Source organism: Methanomethylovorans sp. PtaU1.Bin093 (assembly GCF_002067275.1).
GTDB lineage: Archaea > Halobacteriota > Methanosarcinia > Methanosarcinales > Methanosarcinaceae > Methanomethylovorans.
This window is the reverse complement of sequence record NZ_MVQX01000045.1, coordinates 1-16,051: the sequence shown is the minus strand read 5'-3', so window position 1 is coordinate 16,051 and position 16,051 is coordinate 1. Positions and strand designations below refer to the sequence as shown.

Here is a 16,051-nt window from a genome sequence, read left to right as displayed (position 1 = left end):
AACTTAATTATATCAGATGTGCATAAGTGACAGGGGAGATCATCCATGGAGAAAAAAAGAGCAGTTCTCAATGATAATGCAAGTATGATCGCTCAGTGTCATCATGGTACCCTTCCGGATGAACTTCGTGCAAAGGCCGGTCCGCAAAAAGCAAATACGATTGATTTTAGCACACGTCTCAATCCCATGGGCAGCATCTTCCAGTATAAAAATATTTTGGACCTCCCTGGTTTGATAAATGCTTCCAGGAACCTCATCGGCCAATATCCTGATAACAGATACCTGGAATTCAGAAATGCTGCAGCCGGTTTTGTAGGAAAGGGATTAACGGCTTCAAACATCATACCAGGCAGTGGGATATGTGAGATCATAAGACTTGTTCTGAGCTGTACTCTTGAAAAGGGAGATATCGTGCTGATCCCTTTCCCCTCGCCTCCGGAGTATAACCGCTATTCCGGATTGTTCGGGGCACGGGTGATCCCTCTTCCCCCCCACGAGCTGCTGCAGGCAGATGATGACCTATTATCCTGTGCCAGAGTGGTGCTGTTATCCAATCCTGGTAATCCGGGAGGGCGCCTTATTTCCAGGAAGGAATTAAGGCCTTTTGCAGAGAGATGTGCTGAACACAGGACACTGCTCATCGTGGATGAATCCTGCATTGAACTATCTGATCCATCGCAAACCCTTGCAGGTCACATCTTTGCTAATGATTTTGTTGTGGTCGTCCGCTCCATTGCTCATGCATTTGCAATTCCGGGACTTAATGCGGCATATGGCATAGCTTCCGAAAAAATGGTCCAGCTTTTCAATAATGCTCGTCTTCCCTGGAGCATCGGTGCATTTTCAGATGTTTTGTGTACAGCGGTGCTCAATATAGAAGGGGGCATTAATTCCAGCTATCTGGAGGATTCCCGGGAGCTTATACGTTCTCAACGTAATTATTTGATCAGCCGCATCGGACGTATCTACGGTTTTTCCCCCCAGCCTTCGGACGCAAATTATATTCTTGTGGACCTCAAGGACCTTTTTATGGATTCGCAAACCCTTACTGGAAATCTTGCATCGAAAGGTTTTCTGATAAAGGATTGCAGTAACTTTTTCCAGGCAGAGAAACAGTTTGTCAGGATCGGGGTGCATGCACAGGAAGATAACGAGGTCCTTCTGAAGGCTATAGGCGAAGTTCTTACCGAAACCAGTAAAGAGGATGCAAGGGAACGGCTGGAAGTCACTATTGGAAGTGCTGCGGCAGGGTCCGCTCCTGCCAGCAGAGGTACTTGCCAGTATTATCCCTGCCATTTCGAGGGACAGGATTGTACCTTCTGCTTTTGCCCCTTCTATGCCTGTGAGGATGAACGTACAGGAGGCAAGTGGATAGTAGGATCCAGCGGTAATAAAGTATGGAGCTGTGAGAACTGTACATATATACATCAGTCCAGATCATCCCGCCAAATACTTGATATCCTCATGGAAGAGGGGGATACGGAAGATAACATAAAGAAGGCATGGAATTTAGTAATAAAGCCTTTACTATAATCCATGTTATCATTCCAGCATATCGAGATCGTGGAGCTGAAGCTATACACAAGTTTAATTTAATTAGATAAAACAAAATTGAATAACTTAATATATGTCCTGTTATCTAAAAAAAAGGCGATAACTGTGTCAAGACAAACAAAATTTATCCCGGTCAGAGAACATCTGCTAAAGGTCCAGCCATGCAAACACGGAGGCCTGGTGAAAAAAACATCCCAGCAATACGGCATACCGGAATCCCAACTACTGGATGCAAGTGCCAGTCTTAACCCTTATGGCACTCCGTTTGACCATCCATATACCGGGCTTGATATGGATAAGATCTTGGGTACTGCCCTTAAGAGGATGGGTCAGTACCCTGATAATCGTTATCTCGAATTCAGAAATGCAGCTGCCCGTTTCGTAGGAAAGGGCATAAAAGCTGAAAATATAATTCCCGGCAATGGTTCCTCTGAGATAATCCGCCTGGTTGCAGAGACCGTGATAGAGGAAGGAGATATTGTACTCATTCCATCACCCACTTTCAGCGAATATGAACAGCAGTGCAGTATATTCGGAGCTGAGATCCGATACATAGAACAGAACGTACTGCCAGATGTGCCTAACGATGTCTTAAAGGGAGCGAGACTGCTTTTCGTGTGCAACCCCAACAATCCTACCGGCAGGTTATTCAGCCGTGAAGAAATTCAATGCCTCATAGACAAATGCCGGGAAAATAATGTGGTCCTTTTCGTTGATGAAGCTTTTATAGAACTGGCAGATCCCTCACAGACCATTGTGGACCTGGTGGAATCCAATGACCACCTTTTCATCCAGCGTTCCCTTACCAAGGCCTTTGCCATTCCCGGCATCAGAATGGGCTTTGGGGTTGCTTCTGTAAAGATCGCAACATTGCTTAACAATGCAAGGCTTTCCTGGAACCTGGGATGCGTGGCAGAAGAAGTGAGCACCGTTCTCATGAATATGGAAGGCGGATGTTACAGCCGATATCTTCTGGAATCCAGGGAAATGATTGCCAGGGAACGGGAGTTCCTCATGGAAAAAATGGAACGCCGTGGATTCAGACCTGTTGAAAGCACTGTTAACTTTATTTATGTGGACATAAGCGATCTATCCATGGACTCCACCGAATTGACCGAAAGGATGGCAGCACATGGAGTATTAATAAGGGATTGCAGCTCTTTCCAGGATCTTGGAAAACATCATATACGCATAGCTGTGCGTACAAGAGAGGAAAATGAACGGATAGTGGATTGTATAAGGCAGGTCATTCAGGAATGGGGAAGAGAACAGGCAATTCTTTATCTTGAGCGCAACCTGGCAAAGGCCCGGGACAAAGGGTCACTGGGAAGCAACAGGGAATGCAATTACTACCCATGTCATTTTGAAGGCCAGGATTGTACTTTTTGTTTCTGTCCGTTCTATCCGTGCCAGGATGGGCGTACTGAAGGTAAGTGGATAACCGGTTCAAGTGGCAATGAGGTCTGGAGCTGTCTTGAATGCAGGGTAGTACATGAGCCTGCTGTGGTTGAAAAGATGCTAACCGTGCTCACTGCGGAGGGCTGCACTGAGGAAGGGCTTAAGAAGGCATGGGAAACGGTCATGGAGCCTTGGTTATGTTCTTCACAATAACTGCATTCGACCTGATCGTTGTATTGATCCTGGCATTTGTCATTGATCTGGTATTAGGAGAGCCGCCTTTTGCCATACATCCTGTTGTATGGATAGGTAACCTCATCTCATTTTTTAAACGTAAGGCACCTTCCAAGAACAGAAGGACCTATGGTATCTTTATGGCGTTGTGTTGCATTCTTTTTGCCGCTCTTATTGGTACTGTTGCCACTTTGATACTGGATACAGAAAGCATACCTGCACTGATCCGATACCTGGTGGCAGCCTGGTTCCTGAAGATGACATTTGCTGTACGCTGCCTTATGGATGCGGGTAAAGAAGTGTATGGAAAGCTTGCCACAGGCGATCTGGACGCAGCAAGGAATGATCTTTCCATGTATGTGAGCAGGAATACATCAAAGCTCACGCCGGAGCAGGTCTCATCGGCTGTGATCGAGACATCATCTGAGAACTTTGTTGACGGTATCCTTTCACCGTTGTTCTATTTTGCGTTGTTCGGACCATTAGGGATCATCGCAGCATATGTATTCAAGGCAGCAAGCACCCTTGACTCCATGGTGGGTTACAGGGATCCCCAATACCTGCACCTAGGCTGGTTCTCAGCAAGGACAGATGATATATTGAACTGGATCCCTGCCAGGTTGTCCCTGATACCCATATTCATAGCAGCTGTTCTCTTGCGGCTTGTACCATCATTCTCAAGATCTCTCGATCCTGCGAGTGCCGTCAAAATCGCTATTGAAGATGGGACAAAGACACCATCTCCAAACTCAGGCTATCCCATGGCGGCTTTTGCAGGAGCTATGGGCATTCGTCTTGAGAAACCCAATGTGTATGTGTTAGCGGCAAGGAATCCTTATCCTCAGTTCTTTCATATTAAACTGGCACGCAGCCTTGTGCTGAGCTCTTCTGTGATCTCTGTGCTGATGTGCGCTTCCGTGCTTTATATTATCATGGATCGTTTCTATATATTATATTAAGGTTTGAACAAAGTGGTGAGCATGAAATTATCAGATATCAAAAACAACGACATGAAAAAGGACCAGTCAAAGGAACTGGAAGGCGATGTGCCTCTGGATATAAGGGATATACTGGCGGAAGAGGGTATCACCGTACAGATGCTTATTGACACAGCACTTGAGCTGTATGTTCCGCATCCCGGGATAGAGACCAGGGAAAAGGCAGAAGAAGTGTTTTTGGGAGAACTGAACCTGGCACTGTCCGACCCGAACCTGTGCCTTCTCATATACTCCGGCATACTCCTTGAACAAGAAGGACGCAGAGGCCATCTCCCGAACATCAGCAGGAAATCCTATGAAAGGGACCTTACATTCATAATAGCTGACGAAGTTCTCGGGATGAGCATTTCCAGATACATTAGTGGTGATAAGGGCACTTTTGAGTTCGTACGGTTCGATAAGCAAAAACCAGGCATTCTTTCAAAACTAGGTCCTTTTATGGACGATGTCATTGGCGGACTTATAGGCGGTGTTTCCGCAAATATGTATACCCGGAGCATGGCTGAAGCAGGTCTGAAGAACGAAAAAGAAAGCGAAAAAAAGAATAAAAGTAGTGACAACACTGGTGTGATCGCAGGATGAATGATTTCCTTCTGGCAGTACGTTCCAGCTTTGGTTTTCTCTCCACTATCCCTGTCGGGTTGACAATGGAAGGCCTGGATGAGTTCTTCAAGAGAACTTATTTGCATATCCTTGTAGGTGCTATTCTGGGGCTACTGATGGGGGCATTTGCTTTCTTGGCCATGATGACATTGCCACAGCAGATAAGCGCTATACTGATCGTTGTCTTTGTATACTACCTTACAGGTCTTAACCATCTTGACGGCCTTGCAGATTTTGGTGATGGTTTGACTGCCCACGGCTCTGTGGAAAAGAAGATCCGTGCTCTCAAGGATGTTGCACTTGGCATAGGTGGTGTGGGATTTTGCACAATGGGTATTCTGGCGTTCTATTCATCCATAGTGTCCCTTCAGTCTGAAGCCCTTATGTTGTCTGGTAATGATATGTTATATGCTGCTAAAATATTACTTTGTTCCATGCTGGTGGCTGAAGTATCTGCAATGCAATGCATGCTGACGATAGCAGCTTTTGGCAAGTCTATACATGAAGGTTTGGGATCTATCCTGGTGCAGAACACAACACTGCCGAAGTATGTTGTTGGCCTGTCAGGTTCGGTTGTGATCTGTTCGCTTGCCCTGCTACCCTTAGGAATTTGGTATGGTGGGCTTATTGCCCTTATAGCTGCTATTAGTTCAGCTTTTCTCGTATTGAACATCAGTAACCGGCACTTTGGAGGGATGAACGGGGATGTGATCGGTACTTCCAACGAGGTGGGGAGAACTATTGCCCTTATAACGATCGTATTGGTATTGAGCTATCATAACGGAGGTATTCCATGGATGCTATAATTATGGCCGGAGGTTTGGGAAGCAGGCTTGGGATGGGTGAAAAGCCGTGTGTGAGCTTACTGGATAAGCCATTGATAACTTATGTTATAGAGGCTTTGCATGAGGCTTCCGGAATAGACAGGATATATGTTGCAGTTTCTCCGGCTACTCCTCTGACCCAGAGCTTCCTTGAGAAAAACTACAATGGCAAGGTCCGGACCATCATGACCGCAGGAGGCAATTACGTAGGTGATATGATATACGCCGTTAAAGAGGCGGCTATAAATGCGCCGGTCCTGATCATTATGGCCGACCTGCCATTGCTTAAAGGCAAGCATATTGACTACGTTATAGGGGAGTATGAAAAATGTGGGAAACCTGCAATGTCCGTATTCTCTCCGCTGGCAGTATGTAAAGGCCTTTCAGTAAGGCCAGATACGGTATTTAACTGGGAGGGTGAACTGATCGTTCCTTGCGGTGTCAATATTATAGATGGCAGCAATATTGAGCAGGAACAGGAGTATGAGAGTCTGGTAAGCCAGGATGCGGCTTTTGCATTGAACATTAACCGTGTCGAAGATCTGCGCAAATGCAAAGAGATAATTGAACAAAGACTATTATCGCAGTCATAACCTCATTTAAATATGGTCAGGGATGTATGTGATGTCTATGCCGGGAAAAGTACTCGTAGCAGAGAAGGAATATTCTCTTGATACACTGAAGATCATAACCGGACACTCTGTGCTCAAAGATCCTGATCCGATACCCGAAGAATTGCTCCTTCTGTGCAGTGTGATAGATAATCCTTATATGCTACCTTATTTTCTTGAAACGTTCTATTCGATGCAGCTCAGGGATGAGAATACTTTCCATTTTGCCTTGCTCAGGATACAGGTTGATTCACAACTGCGTATGAACGAGGACATCCAGAAACACCAGCATCGTATGTATGCGGCAAGAACGCTGGAAAAATTGCTTTTCAATGAACTTTTGCTTGAGACACTGTCGGTCCAGGATGTCATGGAATAATATTAACTGCAGAACATGTGGATAAACTGTTTTCTGCGATCTCTTATATAGTGCAATGTAAGTTCAAATTGGCAGGAATGCTGCAGATCAATGCCCACATGAAAAATAATGAAGCGTATGCATTTGAATTGCGGTAATTTACTATCCCTTTTTACTTAAAATGCAGAACAAAGCATTTAAATTGAATACCGCAATAGGTGAATATCTAACATTCATGCTTATGGAGACTTCCTATGCTAAAGGAGATCACAGGTCAATACAACGCAGGTGAGATCGAATCCAAGATACACGTTTTCTGGGACGGGATCGATGCGTACTCAAAGGTACGCCAGCGCAGAATGGGTGCAAAGCGTTTCTTTTTCGTGGACGGTCCGCCATATACTACCGGTCACATACATCTGGGTACTGCATGGAATAAGATCATCAAGGATTCCATACTTCGTTACCGTTCAATGAACGATTACCATATACTTGACCGTGCAGGATGGGATATGCATGGCCTTCCTATAGAGGTGAAAGTGGAAGAGGTCCTTGGTTTTACTTCCAAGAAAGATATTGAGAGGTATGGAGTCGGCAATTTCATAGAAAAATGCAAGGAATTTGCCTTACTGCAGAAAGACGATATGACCCGCCAGTTCCATTCCCTGGGAATATGGCTCAACTGGAAAGACCCTTATATGACGCTGAGGGACGAGTACATCGAAGCTGCGTGGTGGACGTTGAAGCAGGCTCAGCAAAAGGACCTGCTCGAAGAGGGTAAACGAGTGGTCAACTGGTGTCCCAGATGCGAGACTGCAATAGCGGATTCGGAAGTTGAATATGAGGAGCGTGTAGATCCTTCTATCTATGTGAAGTTCCGCCTGAAGAATGAACCAGGTACATCGATAGTTATCTGGACCACAACTCCCTGGACCATACCATCCAATATTGCAGTGGCAGTACACCCTTCATTTGAGTATTCCAAGGTAAAGGCTGTTACATCTTCCGGTGAAAGTGAGATCCTTATCATGGCCTCCTCACTGGTCAAAGATGTGCTCAAAAAAGGCAGGTATGCTGATTTCAAGATCCTGGATACCATGCTGGGTGAAGACCTTACGACACTGGAATATGAACACCCCCTTGCAGACCAGATCCCCAAGCAGGCACGTTTCAGGCATAATGTGTATCTTGCAGACTTCGTAACAGCAGAGAACACTGGTTGTGTCCATATAGCTCCCGGGCATGGTATGGATGACTTTGAAGTAGGTGTGAAACATGGGCTTCCCATCTTCTGTCCGGTAGGACCAGATGGCCGGTATACGGAAGAAGCAGGTGAATACACTGATATGCATATCAGGGAAGCTAATAAAGTGGTCGTGGAAAACCTCAAGGAAAGAGGGCTGCTGCTTGCAGAAGGTACTATTTCCCACCGTTATGGACACTGCTGGAGATGTAAAACACCGATCATCTATCTTGCTACCCGCCAGTGGTTCCTAAAGATCTCGGAATTAAAGGAGCAGATGCTTTCAGAGATAGATAAGGTTGTCTGGTATCCGGAATGGGCAGGCTCAGCACGTTTCAGGGATTGGGTGGAAGGTGCCAGGGACTGGTGTATCTCAAGACAGCGTTACTGGGGCATACCCATACCCGTCTGGCGCTGTACCGAATGTGAACGGATAGATGTTATTGGTACAAAACTGGAACTTCTTGAAAGATCAGGGCTGGCGGGAGGTATCGAGCTGCACAGGCCTTATGTGGACTCTGTGACCCTTACATGCGAATGCGGCGGAAAGATGCGGCGTGTGGAGGACGTATTCGATGTATGGTTCGATTCGGCTGTCGCTTCCTGGGCCACATTGAACTTCCCACATCAAAAGGACGAGCTTGAAAAATGGTGGCCTGCAGATTTCATCACCGAAGGTCATGACCAGACCAGAGGATGGTTCTATTCGCAGTTAGGTGCCAGCATGGTGGCCTTTGGCAGGGCACCTTATAAGAGTGTGCTCATGCACGGTTTCACTCTGGATGTTGAAGGCAAGAAAATGTCCAAGAGCCTGGGTAATGTGGTGCAGCCTTCTGAGGTCATCGGGAAGTTCGGTGCGGATACCCTGCGTGCTTATGTGTTATCGTCCAGTGCACCCTGGGAAGACCTGAAGTTCAGCAACGATGAGATAGCCAATGTTCACAGGACTATCAATATCCTGTGGAACGTCTATCGTTTCCCGTTACCCTACATGGCACTGGATGCCTTCGATCCTTCGGATGTGACCTTGGAATCGGTAAAGCCACATATGCGCAGTGAGGACAGGTGGATACTTTCAAGGATGCAGTCTGTGATCAGATCAGTGGATTCTGCCATGGAGACCTGCATGCTCCAGAAGGCTGTCAGGAACATCAATGATTTTGTGCTTGAGGACCTTTCCCGCTGGTATATCCAGCTTATAAGGCCCAGGACATGGGTAGAGGCCGATGATCCGGACAAGATAGCCGTATACAGGGTACTGTACGAGGTTTTCACGACCCTTACAAAGGTCATAGCTCCTTTTATGCCCCATCTTGCCGAGGAAATGTACCAGAACCTGGTACGTAATGTATACACTGACGCGCCGGAGTCAGTGCACATGAACGATTGGCCTGTACCTGACGAATCCCTCATAGATATGGACCTTGAACAGCATATGAAGCTTGCCCGATCTGTTGTGGAGGCGGTTTCCAATGCCCGCCAGAAGGTCGGACGTAAACTGAGGTGGCCGGTGGGCAGGATAGTTGTCAGCCCCCCGGACGAAAATGCAGCTCTTGCTGTCAAGAACCTTAAAGAGGTGATCATGGACCAGACCAACTCCAAGGACATCGTACTGACCGAGGTTGGCGGGTCCTGGGATGAACTGGGTTTCAGTGCCATACCAAATCCGGGAGCAATAGGGCCTGTTTTCAAAGGCGATGCCGGAAAGGTCATAGCCGCTTTAAAACAGGTGGATGCCATAGCATTGAAAAAGAAACTCGCCTGCTCCGAGGGTTATGAGCTACAGCTTGCTGACGGCAATATCGTGACCATAGGTCCCGACATGGTCAGCTTCCAGGAGACACTGCCTGAACTGGTGGCAAGTGCTTCGTCATCTGCAGGCATTGTATATGTGGATGCTAAGCTTACAAGGGAACTGGAAGCAGAAGGTTATTCCAGAGAGGTCATCCGCAGGGTTCAGGATATGAGGAAAGAGATGGACCTTGCTGTGGAAGAGAACATCAGGGCGATCATCTGCATCGATGACGAGAGAGTAGTGGATCTGGTACTTGATCTGGAACAATTGATCGCCAGCGAGGTACGTGCAGATGTACAGATCATAGGCTTTGATGTGGAAGTCCATGGAGATCTCGTCAAGGACTGGGATGTGGAAGGAATATCGATGCACATAGGGATATCCAGAAGTTGAGGCAGTTTGGAAAGGACTATGGAATTTACGGCCTGGGAACCAATATACAAGGAGATACTTCAGGACTTTGGCTTTAGTCAGGAAGAGGATGAGCAGGCAGCTCTTCTTCTTTCACATCTGCTTGAAGGAAAGGTCTCACCGGGACCGGAAGCTCTAAAAAGAAAGATAGCAGGGAAGGATGTCCTTGTTTGTGGTAATGCTCCAACCCTTGCCGAAGACCTTGACAGGTTAGACCTTGGAAGATATGTGGTGATCGCAGCGGACGGTGCAACAGCAGTCGTAATGGATGCCGGCAGGATACCGGATGTTATAGTCACGGATCTGGACGGGGATGTGGAGCGTGAGATAGAGGCTTCAAAGCAAGGCTCTCTTGTGGTCGTCCATGCTCATGGGGACAACATGGACAAGCTGCTCAACTATGTTCCACGGCTTCAGAACGTCATCGGGTCCACACAGGCTGTTCCTCTGGAAAACGTATTCAATTTCGGTGGTTTTACTGACGGGGACAGGGCTGTGTATGTGGCACATGAGTTCGGTGCAGGCACTATCAAACTTGCAGGTTTCTTTTTTGATGATCCTGTGGTATCACCATCGAAGAACAAAAAATTGAAATGGGCCCGCAGACTTATTTACTCCTTGGGGCTCAATATTTAAGTAAGCCGTTCTATGATGGCGATTTTCATGAGAACTTATTTATATTTTGTTAAGCAATTAGGAATAAGGTTCCATGGATACACTTGTCATCTGTATAGACCGGGATAATGACCTGGGCGAAAAGGCGAAGGTCTCAAGTCCCATTATAGGGAGAGAGGAAAATATCAAAGCAGCCGTTGCTTTGTCCATTGCCGACCCCGAAGATTCTGATTCGAATACTATTTTCGGCGGCGTGAAGGTGCTGGATGAGCTGCGTGCAAAAGGACTGGATGCAGAGCTCATTACCTTTGCAGGAGATAGGAAAATAGGTATTACCTCTGATCAGAAGATCTCCCAGCAGCTTGACGACATCCTTTCCAGATATCCTGCTTCCAACGCCATCTTCATTTCTGATGGGGCTGAGGATGAAACCTTACTTCCTATAGTCCAGTCCAGGATCAAGATCAATTCGGTCAGGCGCATAGTGATCATGCAAAGCTCGAACCTTGAAAGTACTTATTACATCCTGAAACATGCATTTAATGATCCTAAGATCTCTCAAACATTCTTCGTTCCGGTCGGGCTTGCAGCTCTTATATATTCCATCTTTCTGCTGGCTCGCTATCCGGAAGGGGCTATAATAGGTATCCTCGCGGCAGTTGGCCTGTACATGCTCTACCGTGGTTTCGGTGATACTGTCACCGTTATGTGGAACAAGATAAAAGATGATTTTCACATGGGAAAACTGGTCGTTGTAACCCATTCTGCGGCGTTACTGATAATTATTGTTTCCTTTGTACAGGGACTCGTCAGCGTATGGCAATATTATACCCACGGGGGCATATGGTATCATGGATTGGTGCCACTGGTCACTGTGTTCATACACAGTTCCATATGGTGGCTGGTATTAGCGGCGATCATAATGAATTTCGGACGTATGATGGATATGTACCTGCATGGAAAGTTTAGTTTAAGGCATATATCGCCTTCTTTCTACGCTCTTTCGCTGGGACTCCTGTTCTGGGGAGCCACAACATACATATTAGCCTTTAATCCTGTTATTGAAGACGTTCAGCCTTCCATAGTTTCAGGACTGCAATATTTCATTTATTCCATAGTCATAGCTATCATTATTGCCCTTGCAGGCATCAGGATAGCTGCCAGACCCGTCAAGGAGTGAAAGGATGCCTCTAAGCATATCGGATAAGGACTGTCCATCCAATGTACATTTTTCCTTTGCGGTCATTGGAGGGGTGGGTTTTTCTCACCTTGACGACCGGTCACAGATCACAGTGAATACCGAATATGGTGCTGTACAGGCATCCATAGCCAGGATGGCAGGTATTGACGTATTGTTCATCCCAAGACATACAGGGAGCAGTGGCCATGTTCCACCTCATAAGATAAATTATCGTGCCAATATCATGGCCATAAAGCAATTAGGGATCACGCGTGTGGTAGCTGTTAACTCTGTGGGTACGATACATGGTCATCCCATTGGAAGCATGGTACTGCCATATGATTTTGTGGATCTCACCCGCATGCGCCCATCCACTTTCTTTGAAGATCAGACCGTACATGCAGACATGTCAGAGCCTTACTGTCCACAGCTGCGTTCTCTGATCCGGTCCATCCTTAAAGAAAAAGGAGTTCAAACAGCTGATGTGATATATGCATGTACTGAAGGTCCGAGGTTCGAGACCAGGGCTGAGATCCGCATGTTAGGTAGCTTTGCAGATGTTGTAGGTATGACGGGTCTGCCGGAAGTGGTACTTGCCAAAGAGATGCAGCTCTGTTATGCATCCTTATGCCTGGTAACAAATATGGCTTCTGGGATCGAAAGTGCCAGGCCTACAGCAACCGAGGTGCTGGATATACTTACTTCCAGAAAGGAATTCATTTTTGAGCTGTTACATTCCATTGCAGCACGCATGCCCATCGAAAGGGAATGTATGTGCAATAATGCAATAGACAATGGCACTCTTTGATCTGCTATTTTTATGCGATATCCTTGGATGTGTCGATCTGGACGCCATCGCATATCTTGAACTTGATCACTTCGACTGTCGGCAGCATACCCCGCACCTTGGGAATGGCAAGTTTATTCACCATCTTATCTGCTCCCCTGTCAAGGGATATCTCAAAGATCACATCTGCAGCATTAAGGATCTCGTTCTCTATGTGTTCAGGATGGCTCCCTTTCAGACCATAGAGATATGTAAGGGCGTCTGCTTCCTTGCTGACCTCGTATATGATGTGCATCATCCTCCTGAGCAGTCCCGGATCCACACGCAGGTTCATGAAAAACGAGAAATTGTCAAATACGAGGTTGATCTCTCCTCTTTGGTCATCGTTCCTTATATTCTTTAAATTGTTCTCCACGAACTCGAGCAGCTTAGTGTCCGCATGGTCATTACCGACGATATCTGCCATTTCACCTGAAGATGTCAGGTAATATTCACTATAAACATCGATAAAAGTTATGTTCTTTATATCAAAGTTAAGGTTCATTATGTCCCTTAGCACATACTTAGGTCTGCGGCTAGTAGTGAAATAATACGTCTTTCTTGATTGAGTGAACTGGTAAAGGAATATTTCCGCCATACCGGAAGGATCTGCTGAAACATAGGTCAGCGAACCGCAAGGCAGTCCTCCTCCTATACTCCTGTCAAGGACGGAAATACCTGTGCTTAATATGCTAAGACGCGGGATGGTTCCGGAACCTGGTACATTTTTCGGAGGTATATTTTCCCGGATCGTATCATAAAGATCGTGTGCATCATTTCCAGTAGATGATGCTTGTTCTCCACTGACAGGTTGCTGCATTCCTGCAGACTTGAACGGTCCTAACATGAAACTTTCCCTCTTGAAATGAGATATACTTATACTAAAATAATATATTTTTATTTCTATCTATTGGTTGTAATCCATATAATGTTTTCCAGACAATGGCGGACAAGCATACATTACTTATACCTTCTCTCCAATTCAGCTGCATAATGAGCTTATGGATCCTCATAAACCCTGAAAGTACTAAATTATTGGTATTGGTCATAAAAGGGGGCAGGAAATTGCCACTTTTCACCGGGGAACTGATCCTTAATAAAACCCCGGCAGGTTCAAGGCCGCACAAGTTCAGAGTGCTAAGGGATGGCAAGGAAGAATACCTGACACCTGCAGAGTTCATAGACCTGCTACGTATGTCCGATCGCATCATGATCGCAAAAGGCGGGAACGAAGCCACTACTGCAGCCTTTTTGGATATGCTGAAAGGTTTCCAGCTTGACGGAGAATTAATCAATGCCTGTCGTTTCTGTCTGCTTAAGCGCCGTTTCAATTTCCTGAACAGGCGTTCAATACGATATCATTCAGAGAAGATATGCGAGGAATGCGCCAAAGAAGAACTGGCAAGGGTCCTTAATGCTCCTTATTGTCATTATAGCGAAGAGGCGAAAAAGCGCATGGAAGAGATGCTTTTACAGACAAGGGACCTCGACAGGACTGTAGGTACATTGGACCCTGAAGGTCTTGACCAGGAACTTACAAGGTTTGATACTGTCCAGGCTTCCCTTGATGCCAGGACAATGAGGATAGCAGATCTGCCCATATCTAAAAATTTTAAAGACATACTATTGCGAAAATCCGACGAATTGCTGCCGGTACAGGCTAAGGCCGTTGATGCAGGCCTTTTCAAAGGAAAGCACCAGCTTGTAACTTCTGTTACAGCTACCGGGAAAACCCTGATTGGCGAACTTGCAGGCATCGAGAACATATTGCGTAAAAAAGGAAAAATGCTGTATCTTGTTCCTCTGGTGGCGCTTGCAAACCAGAAGTATGACCAGTTCACGGATAAGTATGGATCGTTAGGTATCACAACTTCTATACGTATAGGAAGTGCACGCATTCGCACCTCTTCTACTCTGAAGATGCGCAGAGCTCTTGATTCGAACATAATCGTAGGAACATATGAAGGCATTGATTTCATTCTGAGGTCGGGGGACGCTGACCTGCTGGGTAAGATCGGCACCGTGGTCATAGACGAGGTGCACACACTTGAAGACAGTGAACGAGGACACAGGGTCGATGGTGTCATAGGAAGGCTGAAATATATCGCTCCGGCTGCACAGTTCATATACCTTTCAGCCACTGTTGCCGAACCGCTTGCGCTGGCACAAAAACTGAACGCTACATTGGTAGAGTACGAATATCGGCCTGTTCCTATTGAACGTCATCTTATTTTCTGCGAGGAACATGATAAGCTCAAGCTTATGACCCGCCTGGTAAGGGAAGAGTTTGCCAGGACCTCCACAAAAGGCCACAGAGGTCAAACGATCATTTTCACCAATTCCAGGCGTAATTGCCACAGCATATCAGAAGCATTGCCAATGGTCTCTGCGCCTTATCATGCAGGTCTTACTCAGTTCGTGCGTAAATCCGTAGAAGAGCGTTTTCTTAAAGGAAAATTACCAGTGGTGGTAACAACTGCTGCCCTTGCAGCGGGCGTGGATTTCCCTGCGTCACAGGTGATATTCGAATCCCTTGCCATGGGAATAGAATGGATCAACATGCAAGAGTTCATGCAAATGCTGGGACGTGCCGGCAGGCCTGATTATCATGACCGGGGTATCGTGGTACTGCTGGCAACGCCGAACAAGCGCTATTCCAGTGACCAGACAGAGACCGAAGATGCTGTTGCGATAAAATTGCTCAAAGGTAACATGATGCCATCTTCACTGGATTATGGTGAAGATGAACAGATGGAAGAGATACTGGCATCGGCAGCTGTTACCTCTTCAAAGAAAGATCTGACAGCCATCCATAAACGGATGCTGGGTACATTTGAGCTCGCAAAACTTGTTACCAGGCTGGTACACTACAAGTTCCTTGAAAAAAGGGAGGACAATATCTCCCTTACGCCTTTCGGCCAGATAGCTGCAGGCCATTTCCTGTCAGTGTCTTCAGCGTTCCTTATACGGGACGCGGTGCTTAAGGGGATGGGGCCGCTTGAGATCGTAACGAACCTGGAGTTCTTTGATGGTGTCTATTTTAAGTATGCTGCACAGATATCCACAGCTCTGGACATCAATGTTCCTTCCCGGGTGTTCCAGGGGGCTTCCCTTGATATAATATTCGAGGGCGACAATATCTCTCAGCTTGACCAGAACATACAGGACCAGCTCTTTGAATTTGCAGCGGCTTTCCTTACCTGCAAATGCAAGGACTCCCCATATTGTGGATGTGCAGAACGTCGTTTTTCTGCAAAGATCGTGGAGACCCGCATGGAAGGCTACGATCCTGCGGGCATTGTGCATAAAATGGAAGACATGTACGGTGTGACCGCTTATCCGGGCGATGTACTGGGCTATCTTGACAATGTCGTACGTAATCTGGATGCAGTGGAAAAGAT

13 protein-coding genes are annotated in these 16,051 nt (G+C 46.4%); 12 read left to right on the top strand and 1 reads right to left on the bottom strand.

What is annotated here, in order from left to right:
- The first annotated feature begins 45 nt into the window (after nt 1-45).
- The 11 genes from A4E24_RS04710 (at nt 46) to A4E24_RS04660 (ending at nt 12,632) form a co-directional block, all read left to right on the top strand.
- The gene (locus A4E24_RS04710) at nt 46-1,533 is read left to right on the top strand and encodes an aminotransferase class I/II-fold pyridoxal phosphate-dependent enzyme (protein ID WP_292352128.1); all 1,488 of its coding nucleotides are present in this window, start codon (nt 46-48) and stop codon (nt 1,531-1,533) included.
- Nucleotides 1,534-1,659: 126 nt separating this feature from the next.
- Nucleotides 1,660-3,165: a threonine-phosphate decarboxylase CobD gene (gene cobD, locus A4E24_RS04705; RefSeq protein ID WP_292352127.1), complete on the top strand. Its 1,506-nt coding sequence runs from the start codon at nt 1,660-1,662 to the stop codon at nt 3,163-3,165.
- Nucleotides 3,150-4,145: a cobalamin biosynthesis protein gene (locus tag A4E24_RS04700; protein WP_292352126.1), complete on the top strand. Its 996-nt coding sequence runs from the start codon at nt 3,150-3,152 to the stop codon at nt 4,143-4,145. Before cobD ends, A4E24_RS04700 begins: the two co-directional genes overlap by 16 nt.
- 21 nt (nt 4,146-4,166) lie before the next feature.
- Entirely contained in the window at nt 4,167-4,766 is a 600-nt protein-coding gene (cobZ, locus tag A4E24_RS04695; protein ID WP_292352125.1) for an alpha-ribazole phosphatase CobZ, read from the top strand.
- The gene (gene cobS, locus A4E24_RS04690; protein WP_292352123.1) at nt 4,763-5,593 is read left to right on the top strand and encodes an adenosylcobinamide-GDP ribazoletransferase; all 831 of its coding nucleotides are present in this window, start codon (nt 4,763-4,765) and stop codon (nt 5,591-5,593) included. Before cobZ ends, cobS begins: the two co-directional genes overlap by 4 nt.
- Nucleotides 5,581-6,204 (top strand): NTP transferase domain-containing protein, encoded by a 624-nt coding sequence (locus A4E24_RS04685; protein WP_292352121.1) that lies wholly within the window; start codon nt 5,581-5,583, stop codon nt 6,202-6,204. The genes cobS and A4E24_RS04685 overlap by 13 nt, the downstream gene beginning before the upstream one ends.
- Before the next feature lie 37 nt (nt 6,205-6,241).
- A complete protein-coding gene (locus A4E24_RS04680) occupies nt 6,242-6,601 on the top strand; it encodes a hypothetical protein (RefSeq protein ID WP_342765353.1) in 360 nt (119 codons plus the stop codon).
- Nucleotides 6,602-6,834: 233 nt separating this feature from the next.
- Entirely contained in the window at nt 6,835-10,011 is a 3,177-nt protein-coding gene (gene ileS / locus A4E24_RS04675; protein WP_292352119.1) for an isoleucine--tRNA ligase, read from the top strand.
- An 18-nt stretch (nt 10,012-10,029) separates the two neighbouring features.
- Nucleotides 10,030-10,665, top strand: coding sequence for a 6-hydroxymethylpterin diphosphokinase MptE-like protein (locus A4E24_RS04670; protein WP_292352117.1), 636 nt, complete (start codon nt 10,030-10,032; stop codon nt 10,663-10,665).
- A 73-nt stretch (nt 10,666-10,738) separates the two neighbouring features.
- Nucleotides 10,739-11,824, top strand: a complete 1,086-nt coding sequence (locus tag A4E24_RS04665; protein WP_292352115.1) for a DUF373 family protein — start codon at nt 10,739-10,741, stop codon at nt 11,822-11,824.
- Between the two features lie 4 nt (nt 11,825-11,828).
- On the top strand, nt 11,829-12,632 hold the full coding sequence (locus A4E24_RS04660) for an MTAP family purine nucleoside phosphorylase (RefSeq protein ID WP_292352113.1): 804 nt from the start codon (nt 11,829-11,831) through the stop codon (nt 12,630-12,632).
- Between the two features lie 10 nt (nt 12,633-12,642).
- Here the strand turns inward: A4E24_RS04660 and A4E24_RS04655 are convergent, their stop codons facing one another.
- A complete protein-coding gene (locus A4E24_RS04655) occupies nt 12,643-13,497 on the bottom strand; it encodes an RAD55 family ATPase (RefSeq protein WP_292352111.1) in 855 nt (284 codons plus the stop codon).
- A gap of 146 nt (nt 13,498-13,643) precedes the next feature.
- Here A4E24_RS04655 and A4E24_RS04650 point away from each other — a divergent pair.
- Nucleotides 13,644-16,051 (top strand): DEAD/DEAH box helicase (locus A4E24_RS04650; RefSeq protein WP_292352109.1); only part of this gene is annotated, 2,408 nt, incomplete at its 3' end.

What these genes read in the sequence shown, in the direction of transcription:
- A4E24_RS04700 (WP_292352126.1), top strand. Translation starts at nt 3,150, where the DNA reads ATGTTCTTCACAATAACTGCATTCGACCTGATCGTTGTATTGATCCTG.
- A4E24_RS04670 (WP_292352117.1), top strand. Translation starts at nt 10,030, where the DNA reads ATGGAATTTACGGCCTGGGAACCAATATACAAGGAGATACTTCAGGAC.
- A4E24_RS04665 (WP_292352115.1), top strand. Translation starts at nt 10,739, where the DNA reads ATGGATACACTTGTCATCTGTATAGACCGGGATAATGACCTGGGCGAA.
- cobZ (WP_292352125.1), top strand. Translation starts at nt 4,167, where the DNA reads ATGAAATTATCAGATATCAAAAACAACGACATGAAAAAGGACCAGTCA.
- A4E24_RS04655 (WP_292352111.1), bottom strand. Translation starts at nt 13,497, where the DNA reads ATGTTAGGACCGTTCAAGTCTGCAGGAATGCAGCAACCTGTCAGTGGA.
- A4E24_RS04710 (WP_292352128.1), top strand. Translation starts at nt 46, where the DNA reads ATGGAGAAAAAAAGAGCAGTTCTCAATGATAATGCAAGTATGATCGCT.
- A4E24_RS04680 (WP_342765353.1), top strand. Translation starts at nt 6,242, where the DNA reads ATGCCGGGAAAAGTACTCGTAGCAGAGAAGGAATATTCTCTTGATACA.
- A4E24_RS04685 (WP_292352121.1), top strand. Translation starts at nt 5,581, where the DNA reads ATGGATGCTATAATTATGGCCGGAGGTTTGGGAAGCAGGCTTGGGATG.
- cobS (WP_292352123.1), top strand. Translation starts at nt 4,763, where the DNA reads ATGAATGATTTCCTTCTGGCAGTACGTTCCAGCTTTGGTTTTCTCTCC.
- A4E24_RS04660 (WP_292352113.1), top strand. Translation starts at nt 11,829, where the DNA reads ATGCCTCTAAGCATATCGGATAAGGACTGTCCATCCAATGTACATTTT.
- ileS (WP_292352119.1), top strand. Translation starts at nt 6,835, where the DNA reads ATGCTAAAGGAGATCACAGGTCAATACAACGCAGGTGAGATCGAATCC.